This window comes from Xanthomonas axonopodis pv. maculifoliigardeniae (assembly GCF_041519315.1).
GTDB lineage: Bacteria > Pseudomonadota > Gammaproteobacteria > Xanthomonadales > Xanthomonadaceae > Xanthomonas > Xanthomonas euvesicatoria.
Genome location: NZ_CP167998.1, coordinates 2,742,781 through 2,756,038 on the forward strand (window position 1 = coordinate 2,742,781; position 13,258 = coordinate 2,756,038).

Annotated in this window: 5 protein-coding genes; 4 read left to right on the plus strand and 1 reads right to left on the minus strand. The window is 65.5% G+C overall.

Features of this window, described 5'->3' with window-relative positions:
• The first annotated feature begins 49 nt into the window (after positions 1-49).
• The 3 genes from ACDH77_RS11985 to ACDH77_RS11995 all read left to right on the plus strand — a co-directional run bounded on the left by ACDH77_RS11985 (position 50) and on the right by ACDH77_RS11995 (position 7,068).
• Positions 50-4,144 carry a CHASE domain-containing protein gene (locus ACDH77_RS11985; RefSeq protein WP_372353464.1) on the plus strand — a complete coding sequence of 1,365 codons (4,095 nt, stop codon included), beginning with the start codon at positions 50-52 and terminating at the stop codon, positions 4,142-4,144.
• 30 nt (positions 4,145-4,174) lie between these two features.
• A complete protein-coding gene (locus ACDH77_RS11990; RefSeq protein ID WP_008571357.1) occupies positions 4,175-5,161 on the plus strand; it encodes an HD-GYP domain-containing protein in 987 nt (328 codons plus the stop codon).
• Between the two features lie 479 nt (positions 5,162-5,640).
• Complete coding sequence (locus ACDH77_RS11995) at positions 5,641-7,068, plus strand: DHA2 family efflux MFS transporter permease subunit (RefSeq protein ID WP_008571358.1); 1,428 nt, start codon at positions 5,641-5,643, stop codon at positions 7,066-7,068.
• A 229-nt stretch (positions 7,069-7,297) separates the two neighbouring features.
• On the opposite strand, the gene ACDH77_RS12000 is transcribed toward ACDH77_RS11995, so the two are convergent.
• Positions 7,298-12,307 (minus strand): NAD-glutamate dehydrogenase, encoded by a 5,010-nt coding sequence (locus ACDH77_RS12000; protein ID WP_008571359.1) that lies wholly within the window; start codon positions 12,305-12,307, stop codon positions 7,298-7,300.
• Between the two features lie 278 nt (positions 12,308-12,585).
• Between ACDH77_RS12000 and ACDH77_RS12005 the strand changes: the two genes are divergently transcribed.
• Positions 12,586-13,245 (plus strand): TetR/AcrR family transcriptional regulator, encoded by a 660-nt coding sequence (locus tag ACDH77_RS12005; RefSeq protein WP_008571360.1) that lies wholly within the window; start codon positions 12,586-12,588, stop codon positions 13,243-13,245.
• Positions 13,246-13,258 lie beyond the last annotated feature (13 nt).

Here is a 13,258-nt window from a genome sequence, read left to right on the forward strand (position 1 = left end):
AGGTCGGCCAGCACTCTGGGCACGTAACAGGCAAGGCGAAGGAACGAACATGCCGAAGGGCCGCTGGGATTTGCGCAGGACATACGGGCGTCGCGCATTCTTTGGTGCACTGCTGATTCTGAGCGCCGGCCTGGTTGCCGCCATCGTCACCGGCGTGTGGCTGCAACGGCAGAACGAGCTCGAGCGCCAGCAACGCTTCGACTACGTAGTGCGTACGCTGGCGCGCAACATCAGCGAGCGCATGTCCACCTTCGAGCATGGCTTGCGCGGCGCACGCGGTGCGGTGATCGGCGCGGGCAGCGACATCATCAGTCGAGAACGCTTCACCTTGTATAGCCGCTCGCGGGATTATCCGCGCGAGTTTCCCGGGGTGCTGGGTTACGGCTACATCCATCGGGTCGCCCCGGCCGACGAAGCCGCGTTTCTGCAGGCCGCGCGTGCCGACGGCGCGCCGGACATCCATCGCCGGCCGTTGGCGCCATGGGATGGCGAGCGTTACATGGTGCTGTATTTCGAGCCGGAATCCTCGGGCAACCGCCCGCTCGGCATCGATATCGCCTCCGAGCCGCGCCGGCGTGCTGCCGCCCTGCAGGCCGCACGCAGCGGCGAGCCGGTCATGACCTCGCCGATCTCGCTCTCCGGTTACCGCGTTCCCAGCGAAAGCGGCTTTTTGGTGCTGCTCGCGGTCTATCGGGAAGGCATGCCGTTGCAGACCCCGCAACAGCGCATGCTCGCCACCAGCGGCTGGGTGTATGCGCCTTTCAGCGTCGAGCAGATGGTGCGAAGCGCATTGGGTGAGCGCGACGACGTGGCGCTGGACCTGTCCGACCGCAATGAGCCCACCCACAATTTCTATCGCAGCGGCACGCCAGCCAGCGACAGCGCGCTGCGTCCGCCGGTGGTGCGGCTGTTGCCGATCTACGGCCGCACCTGGGTCATCACCGCCCACCCCACCGCCGGCTTCGTCGCATCGCTCAACCAGAGTTCGCCCTGGTTGATCGGCGGGCTGGTGATGGCCGCCGCGGTCCTGTTTGCCGCCCTGCTGGTGCTGTATTTCAGCAATGGGCTGCGCCGCGAGGAAGTGCTGCGCAAGCAGATGGAACTGGCCGCGCTGGTCAGCCATTCCAGCGAAGCCATCGTTGCCGAAACCCCGGATGGCCGTATCACGCACTGGAATCCGGCCGCCGAGGCGATGTTCGGTTACACGGCCGACGAGGCGATCGATCAGGACCTGACCATGCTGCTGTCGCCGCAGCCGTATGCGATGCCTGAGGTCGACCATGCCGACGCGGCACTGGCGGGCAACGCATCGGCGGCGCAGACCATGCGCCATCGCGACGGGCATCAGGTGCATGTGCTGGCCAGCAAGGCGCCGATCATCGAAAGCGAAGGCACGCTCAGCGGCCATTCGCATTTCTTCCGCGACATCTCCGACCGCGTGCGCTCGCATCAACGCATCATCGACCTCAATGCCTCGCTCGAACACCAGGTCGCCGAACGCACCAGCGAGCTGGTGAAGTTCTCGGTGCTGCAACGCGCGATCCTGGCACACGCCGGCTACGCCATCATCGCCATCGATTCCAGCGGCTTCGTCACCCTGTTCAATCCGGCCGCCGAAAAACTGTTGGGCTACAGCGCGACAGAAGTGATCGGACGACGCAAGGCCAGCCAGTTCGTCGAGCCCGAGGAACTGCAGGAGCGCGCGCACATGCTGGCCGAACAGACCGGTACGCCGGTGGCGCATACGCTGGAGGCGATCGCCGCGCTCACCAGCCTGGGTCGCAGCGACACCAGCGAGTGGACCTACGTGAGCCATGACGGGCGTCGCCTGCCGGTGCTGCTGACCTTGAGCACCCTGCGCGACGACCACGACCAGGTGATCGGCTATCTCGGCGTGGCGGTGGATCTCACCGAGCAGAAGCTGCACGAAAAACAGCTGCGCCTGGCGATGGATGCGGCCAAGAGCGCCAATCAGTCCAAATCCGATTTTCTGGCCAACATGAGCCACGAAATCCGCACGCCGATGAACGCCATCCTGGGCATGCTGTACCTGCTTCAGCGCAGCGAACTGCCCGGCGCCGCGCAGGACATGGTCGCCAAGATCGATCGTTCCGCGCGCACGTTGCTGGAGATCATCAACGACATCCTGGACTTTTCCAAGATCGAGGCCGGGCGTATCGATCTGGAATGCGCGCCGTTCGATCTGAACCAGCTGTTCGATAACATCGCCGACCTGATGCGCTCCTCGCTCAGCGCCAAACCGGTGGAAATGATCGTCGAACCCCTGCCACGCGACAGCCGTTGGCTGCTGGGCGATGCGCTGCGCATCAACCAGGTGTTGGTCAACCTGGTCGGCAATGCGATCAAGTTCACCGAACAGGGCGAAGTGGTGCTGTCGGTACGCCGCTTCCCCAGCGGCGACCCCAACAAGTTCAAGCTGCTGTTTTCGGTCCGCGACACGGGCATCGGTATTTCCAAGGAAAAGCAGAGCGTGATCTTCTCGCCGTTCCTGCAGGCCGACACGTCCACCAGTCGGCGTTACGGCGGCAGCGGCCTGGGTTTGACCATTAGCCGGCGCCTGGTCGAATTGATGGGCGGCGAACTGGAAGTGGAAAGCGTACCCGGCCGCGGCAGCGAATTCTATTTTGTGGTGACGCTGGAAAAATCCGCGCCACCGCAGGCACAGCGCGAATTGCCGGCCTTGCCGCCGGAAGCGATGCCGCGCGTGCTGATCGCCGACGACCACGATGCAGCGCTCAACAACCTGGTGCGCATCGCCACCGAACTTGGCTGGCGCGTGGATGCGGTGGCCAGCGGACAGGCCGCACTGCAGGCCATCGAACACGCTGCAGAGCCCTACGATATTTTCCTGCTCGACTGGCGCATGCCCGATATCGACGGGGTGGCCATCGCGCGCGAGATTCGTGCACGCGCCACGCCCGGCCCGCATCCGGTCATCGTGATGGTCACCGCCTACGAGCGCCGCCTGCTGGAGCAGCATCCCGAGCAGCAGGATCTGGATGCGGTGATGACCAAGCCGGTGACCGGCGCGGCCCTGCACCGGCTGGTCGAACAACTGCTCGAGCAACGCCCGGGTACCCGCCCTGCCACGCCGACATTCGTTGCGCGACGCCTGGAGGGCGCCCACCTGCTGCTGGTCGACGACAGCGACATCAATTGCGAAGTCGCCCAGCGCATTCTGGAGGGCGAAGGCGCCATGGTCACCGTCGCCCACGATGGCGAACAGGCGGTGAGTACGCTCAAACGCGCGCCCAACCTGTTCCACCTGGTGCTGATGGATGTGCAGATGCCGGTGGTGGACGGTTACGAGGCCACGCGCCGGTTACGCCAGATCCCGGCCCTGGCCAGCCTGCCGGTGATCGCGCTGACCGCCGGCGCGTTCCGCCCGCAGCAGGAAAAAGCGCTGGAAGCAGGCATGAACGGCTTTATCGCCAAGCCATTCAACGTCGAAGAACTGGTCACTGCCATTCGTCATTTCTTGCAGCCGGGCACACGGCGTATTCCATCTCTTCCGCACGAGGCGCAGGCGCACGCCGGTCCCGAATGGGAATACAGCGACCCGGAACTGCTGGACGCCGCACGCGCGCGCAGCCTGTGGCGCGAGCGCGAACCCTATGCGCGCTATCTGATCAAGCTGCTGCGCGACAACCCGGACCCGGCTGAGGTAGCCGCCGAGCATCTGCGTCGCAACGAACTGCCGGCCATCGGCGCGATGGCGCACAAGCTGCGCGGCGCGGCCGGCTCGCTCGCGCTGCCGGCCCTGGCCGGTGCAGCCGGCGACCTGGAGACGCGTATCGAGGAAGGACACGACATCACCGCATCGCTGATTGCGTTGAAGGACGTCATGCAGCGCACCGCCGACGCGATCCGGGCATTCTTGCAGCATGGCGACAGCGACGTTGCCGCCGACGAGGAGGGCGTTGCGTTGGATGCAGACAGCGTGCAGATCCTGACATCGGCCTTTGCCAGCGACGATGCCGACCAGATCGACCATGCGCTGTTGATCTGTGCGCCACGCTTGCCGCGCGCACTGCAGGAAGCCCTGCAACGCGCGGTCGAAGATTTCGACTTCCGCCGCGCCGAAGCCACGTTGCGCGAGTGGCAGGCCACCCACCCGCACTGATCGCTCCCCGAGCGTCTGGCAAGGATCACCATGCCGTCCCGCCCCCTGCTCTGTGTCGACGACGAGTCCAGCAACCTGGCCACCCTGCGCCAGCTGCTGCGCGATGACTTCGCGCTGGTATTCGCCAAATCCGGCGGCGAAGCCCTGGATGCGGTCAGCCGCCACGCCCCAAAGCTGATCCTGCTGGATGTCGAATTGCCCGACATGGACGGCTATGCGGTGGCGCGCGCGCTCAAGCAGCAGCCGTCCAGCAACGCCATCCCCATCCTGTTCGTGACCTCGCGCAACAGCGAACACGACGAACGCCTCGGGCTGGAAGCGGGCGCGGCCGATTACGTCAGCAAGCCCTACTCGCCTGCGCTGCTCAAGGCACGCATCGGTACCCAGTTGAAGCTGGCCGAAAACGCACGCCTTGCCCAGCAATACCGCGAGGCGATCCATCTGCTCGGCACCGCCGGCCAGGGCCAGGACGCCGACACCGGCGCGCATATCTGGCGCATGGCGGTGTATGCGCGTGTCCTGGCCGAGGCGGTGGGCTGGTCGCCGCAGCAGGCGCAGACCCTGCAGGACGCCGCCCCGTTGCACGACGCCGGCAAGATCGCAGTGCCAGGCAGCATCCTGCAAAAGCCCGATTCGCTGGACGAACACGAACGCTCGGTGGTGCGCCAGCACCCGCAAGCCGGCCATGACCTGTTGCGCCACGGCCGCGGTCCGGTGTTTCAGTTGGCAGCGGAAATCGCGCTGCATCATCACGAATGCTGGGACGGCAGCGGGTATCCGCAAGGCTTGTCGGGCGAGGCGATTCCCGAATCGGCACGCATCGTGGCGGTGGCCGACGTCTTCGATGCGCTCTGCGGACGACGCGCCTACAAGGCGCCCTGGACGGTGGAAGACGCCCTGCGCAAGCTCGACAGCATGGCAGGCAAGCAACTGGAACCGCGCCTGGTGCAGCATTTCCACGACGCGTTGCCGCAGATTCTGCAGATCAAGGACGCTTGGGACAGCCCTGCGGCCTAGCGCTGATTCGGGCAGGTCAGGCAACCGCCCATTCGCGATGTCAGGTGGGCTGTCTTTCGCCTTACCCTCACCCCAACCCCTCTCCCGCAGGAGAGGGGCGTTCCCCAGCCGCGATCACTGTCCGCGTGCCGCATCTTGATTCTTCTCCCTCTGGGAGAAGGTGGCGCGTCGCGCCGGATGGGGGTGCGGGCAGCTCGGGGACAACCACCCCACGATGTATCACTTCGCGCATCCCACATCGCCATCGCGCGCTCACGTCAGCGCCAGCCGCGTTAGCCGCCACGTTTTGCATCACGCCAACACCCGCCACCAAGACGCCGCGTCTGCATCCACAAGCACGCACTGTTACCCACGTGCGCTTGAACCCCGCCCCACACCAGCAGACAATACCTATGTTGCGCCGCACAACACCGTGCGACGCGGGCCGCTCCTGCTGTCGTCTGCCGCGCAGGCGGCGCGGCCCCGCAACCGAGAGTCCGATGTCCTCCAGCGTGTCCGAGGCAGGCGCTACGCCGCCGCGTTATCCCGATTACCGCATCATCTCGCTGATCCTGGCGTGCGCCATCTTCATGGAGCAGATGGATGCCACTGTGTTGGCCACCGCGCTGCCGACCCTGGCGCGCGATTTCGGCGTAGCGGCACCAGCCATGAGCATCGCGATGACCAGCTACCTGCTGGCGCTGGCGGTGCTGATCCCGGCAAGTGGCGCCATCGCCGACCGCTTCGGCCTGCGCCGCGTGTTCGGCGCCTCCATCTGGGTATTCGTCGGTGGCTCGATCCTGTGTTCGCTGGCCGACAGCTTGCCCACCATGGTCGCCGCACGTGTGTTGCAAGGTGCGGGCGGCGCCATGATGGCCCCGCTGGGCCGGCTGATCCTGCTGCGCACGGTGGAACGACGCCACCTGGTGTCGGCCATGGCCTGGACACTGGTGCCGGCCTTCATCGGCCCGATGCTCGGCCCCCCGCTGGGCGGTTTTTTCGTCTCGTACCTGGACTGGCGCTGGATCTTCTACATCAACGTGCCGATCGGTATTGCCGGTTTCCTGCTGGTGCGGCGTTTCATTCCGGAGATTCCCACCGAATCGACGCCGGCGCGTTTCGATCTGCGCGGCTTCGTGCTGTGCGGTACCGCACTGGGCTGCCTGCTGTTCGGCCTGGAAATGGTCAGCCAGCAAAACGGCATCGGCGAAGCCAGCTGGCTGCTGGCGATCGGCGGCAGCGCTGGGTTGGGCTATCTCTGGCACGCACGTCACCACCCCGCTCCGCTGCTGGACCTGAGCTTGTTGCGCATTGCCTCGTTCCGGTTGTCGGTGATCGGCGGTGCATTGATGCGCATCACCCAGGGCGCGCAGCCGTTTCTGTTGCCCTTGCTGTTCCAGATCGGCTTCGGCATGAGCGCCGCGCACAGCGGCCGGTTGATCCTGGCCACCGCGCTCGGCGCACTGCTGATGCGCAGCATCACCCCGCAATTGCTGCGTCGTTTCGGCTATCGCAACAGCCTGATCGGCAACGGCGTACTCGCCAGCCTGGGCTATATGGTGTGCGCGTTCTTCCGCCCCGATTGGCCGCCGGCATTGATGTTCGGCCTGCTGCTGTGCTGCGGCGCCTTCATGTCGTTTCAATTTGCCGCCTACAACACCATCGCCTACGAGAACGTACCGGCCGCGCGCATGAGCCGCGCCAGCAGCCTGTATACGACCTTGCAGCAACTCATGCTCTCGGTCGGCGTGTGTGCCGGCGCGATGATCCTCAACCTGGCGATGCTGGCCGGCGGCCACGCAACGCCGCATCAGAGCGATTTCTCGCTGGCCTTTTGCATCGTCAGCCTGATTTCGCTCAGCGCCACCTGGTGGCACGTACGCTTCGACAAGCATGCCGGGCAGGAAATGAGCGGGCATCGGGCGTAAGCCGGGCCCGCCTGCAGGGCGGCCTGTGTTGGCCCTGTACTTGAGCCGCACAACATAGCGCCTGGACATCCAGCGGGCGCCGCACTCAGGACACGTGGGCGTACGCCGTGCACCATGCCCTGCACGCAAGAGGCCGCCCGGAGGCGGCCTCTGCATCGACTCAATCACGGCGCTGTCGCGACCACCACGATAGCGAAGCGTTCGCTCCGCCACCGCGGCACTAGGCCACTTACACCCCGTGCGCAGCCAGTTGGCCCAACCGCTGCACTGCCACCGACACGGTCGGGTAGTCCAGGGTCTTCTGCTCGGCGACGTCGGCGAGCATGGCCAGGGTGAAGCGCAGGCTGGAATCGTCGCGCGCCATCCAGTTGGCGACCTTGTCCTCGGCACTGCTGCCGGACATGGTCAGCACCTGGCCCACCAGCGCACGCTGATGCGCGGCCAGCTCGTCGCGCAACACGCCACGTGCCACGGCATGCCAGCGGCCGTTGACCTCCAGTGCGTCGATCTGTTCGAACAGCCACGGCAGCCGCAGCGCTTCGCCCAGGCGGAAGTGCACCTTGGAAACGTCCACCGGCTTGAGCTTGCGGGTGCGTGCGGTTTCGATGATGTCGAAGGCCGGTTCCAGATACCGCAGCTCGGACAACTGCTGCGCCAGTGCCGGGGTCAGGCCCTTGTCCTGCCACTCCTGCACGCTGGCTTCGTACTGCGGGCGCTGCGCGTCCGACAGCACGCCCGACGCCACGCGAATGTCGTTGAACGGGCCGTGGTAACGCTCCACCGCCGCGGTGATGCCGGGCATCTGGCCGGGGCGCAGCAGCAACCAGCGCACGAACGAGCGTTGCAGGCGCCAGATCACTTCCAGCGCGTCGATCTGCACCGACTCGGGCACCTTGCCGTCCAGCGCATCGATCTGCGTCCACAGCGCGCGCGCATCCAGCGTTTCGCGGCTGATGGTATAGGCCTTGGCAACCTCGCCGATGCTACGGCCGGTGTCTTCCTGCATGCGCATCAGGAAGGTGGCGCCCATGCGATTGATGGTGGTGTTGGTGACCGCGGTGGCGATGATCTCGCGCTTGAGGCGGTGACGCTCCATCGCATCGGCGTACTTCTTCTGCAGCGGCTGCGGGAAGTAGCGCTGCAATTCCTTGGACAGGTACGGGTCTTCGGGAATGTCCGATTCCAGCAGCTGCTGGAACGCCACCAGCTTGGAGTACGACAACAACACCGACAGCTCCGGCCGGGTCAGGCCCTGACCACGCGCCTTGCGTGCCGACAGCTCGGCATCGGAGGGCAGGAACTCGATCTGCCGGTCCAGCAGGCCCTGCAGTTCCAGCGTGCGGATGAAATGCTGCTTGGAGCCGAGCCGCTTGACGCTCATGCGCTCCATCAGGCTGATGGCCTGGTTCTGCCGGTAGTTGTCCCACAGCACCAGATCGGCCACTTCATCGGTCATCGACGCCAGCAGCTTGTTGCGCGCGTCATAGGTGAGCTTCTTGGCCTGCACCATGTCGTTGAGCAGGATCTTGATGTTGACCTCGTGATCGGAGGTGTCCACGCCGGCCGAGTTGTCGATGAAGTCGGTGTTGAGCAGCACGCCGGTCTGCGCCGCTTCGATACGCCCCAGCTGGGTCAGGCCCAGGTTGCCGCCCTCGCCCACCACCTTGCAGCGCAACTCGCCACCGTTGACGCGCAGGCCGTTGTTGGCGCGGTCGCCCACATCGGCGTGCGATTCGCTGGCCGCCTTGACGTAGGTGCCGATACCGCCGTTCCAGAACAGGTCCACCGGCGCCTTGAGGATGGCGTTCATCAGCTCGTTGGGCGAGAGCTGCTTGACGTTGGCGTCCAGGCCCAGCGCTTCGCGCACCGGTGCACTGATGTCGATGGATTTGAGCGTGCGCGGATAGATGCCGCCACCGGCGCTGATCAGCTTGGCGTCGTAATCGGCCCAGCTGGAACGCGGCAACTTGAACAGGCGATCGCGCTCGGCGAAGGACACCGCTGCATCCGGGTTCGGGTCCAGGAAGATGTGGCGGTGATCGAACGCGGCCAGCAGGCGGATATGTCTTGAAAGCAGCATGCCGTTGCCGAACACGTCGCCGGACATGTCGCCGATACCGACCACGCTGAAGTCCTGGCTCTGGCAATCGCGGCCCATGGCGCGGAAGTGGCGCTTGACCGATTCCCACGCGCCGCGTGCGGTGATGCCCATGCCCTTGTGGTCGTAGCCGACCGAGCCACCGGAGGCGAACGCGTCGCCCAGCCAGAAGCCGTGGTCTAGCGCCAGACCATTGGCGATGTCGGAGAACGTGGCGGTGCCCTTGTCGGCCGCGACCACCAGGTACGGGTCGTCCTGATCGTGACGCACCACCTGCGGCGGCGGCACGATCTTGCCGCCGACGATGTTGTCGGTGATGTCGAGCAGGCCCTGGATGAACAGCTTGTAGCAGGCGATGCCTTCTGCCTGGATGGCATCGCGATCACCGCCGACCGGCGAACGCTTGACGTAGAAACCGCCCTTGGCGCCGACCGGCACGATGACAGTGTTCTTGACCATCTGCGCCTTGACCAGGCCCAGCACTTCGGTGCGGAAATCCTCGCGGCGGTCCGACCAGCGCAGGCCGCCACGCGCCACTGCGCCGAAGCGCAGATGCACGCCTTCCACGCGCGGGCCGTAGACGAAAATTTCGCGATACGGACGCGGCTTGGGCAGGTCCGGCACGCGCGCCGAATCCAGCTTGAAGCTGATGCAGTGGGGGTGCTTGCCGTTCTTGTCGGTCTGGTAGTAATTGGTGCGCAAGGTCGCATCGATCACATCGATGAAGCTGCGAAGGATGCGGTCCTCGTCCAGGCTGGAGACGCGGTCCATCAGCTTGAGCAAGGTGGCGCGGGTAGCGTCCTGCTGCGCGTTGCGATCGCCGCCACGTGCTTCCAGCACGGCGTCCAGCGCCTTGAGCGTGGCCTCGTCGCCGCCTGCCAACGCAGACAGTTCTTCGCGCAGGCGCTCCTGGCCGGCGAAGATCTGCGCCTTGGTCTCGCTGCCGGTGGACGGGTCGAAGCGTGCTTCGAACAATTCCACCAGCAGGCGCGCCAGCAACGGATAACGGGTGAAGGTGGCTTCGACGTAGGCCTGCGAGAACGGCACCGCCGTCTGCAGCAGGTACTTGCAGTAGCCGCGCAGCAATGCCACCTGGCGCCAATGCAGGCCGGCCGCCAGGATCAGGCGATTGAAGCCGTCGTTTTCGGCATCGCCGTTCCAGATGCGCTCGAACGCTTCGCCAAAGCTGGCATCGGCGTGTGCGGCATTGATCTTGCCGGACGTCGATTCGACCTCGAAATCCTGGATGTAGACCGGGGTGTCGCCGACCTGCAGCCGATACGGCCGCTCGGAAATCACCCGCAGGCCCATGTTTTCCATCATCGGCATCGCATCGGACAGCGGAATGTCGTCGAGCTGGCGGTACAGCTTCAGGCGCAGGCCTTCGCCCGCGTCCAGACGCATGCCGTCGTCGCGACGGATTTCCTGCAGGCTCAGATGCAGGTCGTCCGGGCCATCCAGCGAGGCGAGATGCTCGACGTCGGACACCGCCGATTCGATCGAGGAATCTTCGATATAGCCGGCCGGCAGTGCGCGACCGAAGTTGGCCGCCATGCGCAGGCCGTTGGCCTCGCCATGCCGCGCAACCAATGCCTCACGCAGGGCATCGCGCCAGTTGCGCAGCAGGTGCGCCAGCCGCGATTCGAGTTCGGTGGTGTTGAACTCCAGCGCCTCGCCGCTCTTGGGGCGCACGATCAGGTGCAGCTGCGCCAGCGGCGATTCGCCCAGTACCACGCTGGAGTCGATGTATTCGCCGTGCAGCGCATCCTTCAACAAGGCTTCGATGCGCAGGCGCACATCGGTGTTGAAGCGTTCGCGCGGGATGTACACCAGCGCCGAGATGAAACGCCCGTACTTGTCGCGGCGCAGGAACAGGCGGCTACGCACGCGCTCCTGCAGCCCGAGAATGCCCATCGCGGTGCGGTACAGCTCTTCTTCGTTGGACTGGAACAGCTCCTCGCGCGGCAGCGTTTCCAGGATGTGGCGCAAGGCCTTGCCGCTATGGCTGCTCGGGGTCAGCCCCGATTTGCTCATCACGTATTCGTGGCGCTGACGCACCAGCGGAATTTCCCAGGGGCGGCGGTTGTAGGCGCTGGACGTGAACAGGCCCAGGAAGCGCTGCTCGCCGACGATGCGGCCCTTGGCGTCGAATTCCAGGATGCCGATGTAATCCATGTAACCGACCCGATGCACGCGCGAGCGTGCATTGGTCTTGGTCAGGATCAACGCATCCTTGAGCTTGGACGAGGCATTCAGGCCATGCGCGGCCAGCGTGGTCACCGGACGCGCCGGCGAGGTGTCGCGACCGCGCAGCAGGCCCAGGCCGGTCTCTTCCAGCGGTGCCAGCACATCCTGGCCACCCTGCTTCTCCACCCGATACTCGCGGTAGCCGAAGAAGGTGAAGTGGTCGGCCGCGGCCCAGCGCAGGAACTCCTGCGCCTCGTGCCGGTTGATGTCGTCGATCGGCAGGCGGCGGGTCGCCAGATCGTCGGCCAGCATGACCATGCGCTCGCGCATCGCCGACCAGTCCTGCACGATGGCGCGCACCTCGGCCAGCACCTTGCGCACGGCCGCTTCCAGCTTGGGCATTTCTTCCGGCGGCTGGCGGTCGATCTCCAGCACCATCAGCGATTCGCCCTTGCCCTCGCCCACTGCGGTGAGCTTGCCGGACTTGTCGCGCGCGATGCGCAGTACCGGGTGGCCCAGCACGTGCACGCCGATGCCCAGGTCGGCCAGGGTCATGCTGACCGAATCCACCAGGAACGGCATATCGTCGTTGACGATCTGCAGCAGGGTATGCGGCGACTCGTAGCCGTGGCTCTTCAAGGTCGGGTTGAAGACACGCACGTTGACCGTGCCGGCCTTGCGCGCGCGCGCGAACTCCAGCATGTCCGATGCCAGCGCCGCCCACTGCTCCGGCGGATGGTTCGGGAATTCGTCTTCCTCCATGCGCCGGTAGAAGTCGGCGGCGAACGCCTGGACTTCGGCCTGACGGGCGGCCGGGTAGCGCTTGCGCAACGCGGCAAACACCGGCTCGAGGGTAACCGCCTGCGGTTCGGTGGCAAGCACGGGGACGGCACGTTCGGCGACCGGTTTGACCGACGTCGTGGACGATTTCGAAGCGGCTTTCTTGGCTGTCATGAGTAGAGCTGGAATGCTCGGTGGAAAACCTGAATTGTACCGGTGCGCGGTGACGACGCCTTGCTGCATAGCGCAAATGTGCGGCCCACGATCGCCCCCGGCGGCATGCAAAAGCACGACATCCATGTAGCGACGAGAACGCAGCGGCGGGAAGGCGGGGCTGGACCGCCACAACCGGCAAAGTCCGGCCAAAGGCTTGGCACAGAAGGCGTTGTGCAGACAACGCTGCGGCCGTCAAGCCTGTTTAAAAACTAAACTGGACGGTATAGTCTACCGCCATGATCCCTCGTTCCCACCGTGCTGCCCGGCGTTCGGACTGCGACCGCCGCATCCATGCGGCAGTGCATGCGCTGCTTGCCGAGCGTGGCATGCGGCTGAGCATGGACGCGGTGGCCGAGCGGGCCGGCTGTTCCAAGCAGACCCTGTACAGCTACTACGGCTGCAAGGAAAACCTGCTGCGCGACGTGCTGCAGGACCACGTGCACCTGGCGGCCGGGCCGCTAGGCACGGTCTCGGGCGATCTCCGCGCAGATCTGCTGGCCTTCGCGCTGGCCCATCTTGACCGTTTGAACAACCCCGATGTGCTACAGACCTGCCGTCTGGTGGAGGCCGAGTCGCACCGGTTTCCCGACCAGTCGCAGCAGATCTTCCACGACGGCGTGGTCGGCATGCAGCAGCGCCTGGCGCATCGCTTCGAACAGGCGATCGACGCCGGCCAACTGCGGCATGACGATCCGCACTTCATGGCCGAACTGCTGCTGAGCATGATCGTCGGGCTGGATTTCGACCGCCAACGGTTTCAAGTCCCCCATCGCGCCGGCCTTCCCGCCAGGCAGCAATGGGCGCAGTTCGCCGTGGACACCTTCCTGCGTGCGTTTGCTCCGGCTCCTGCCGCGCCGACGTCGCCACCACCTTCGCTTCTCACTTCAAGACCCTAACGGAGTTCCCCCT

Coding starts and splice junctions, on each gene's coding strand:
- ACDH77_RS11985 (WP_372353464.1), top strand. CDS start 50: ATGCCGAAGGGCCGCTGGGATTTGCGCAGGACATACGGGCGTCGCGCA.
- ACDH77_RS11990 (WP_008571357.1), top strand. CDS start 4,175: ATGCCGTCCCGCCCCCTGCTCTGTGTCGACGACGAGTCCAGCAACCTG.
- ACDH77_RS11995 (WP_008571358.1), top strand. CDS start 5,641: ATGTCCTCCAGCGTGTCCGAGGCAGGCGCTACGCCGCCGCGTTATCCC.
- ACDH77_RS12000 (WP_008571359.1), bottom strand. CDS start 12,307: ATGACAGCCAAGAAAGCCGCTTCGAAATCGTCCACGACGTCGGTCAAA.
- ACDH77_RS12005 (WP_008571360.1), top strand. CDS start 12,586: ATGATCCCTCGTTCCCACCGTGCTGCCCGGCGTTCGGACTGCGACCGC.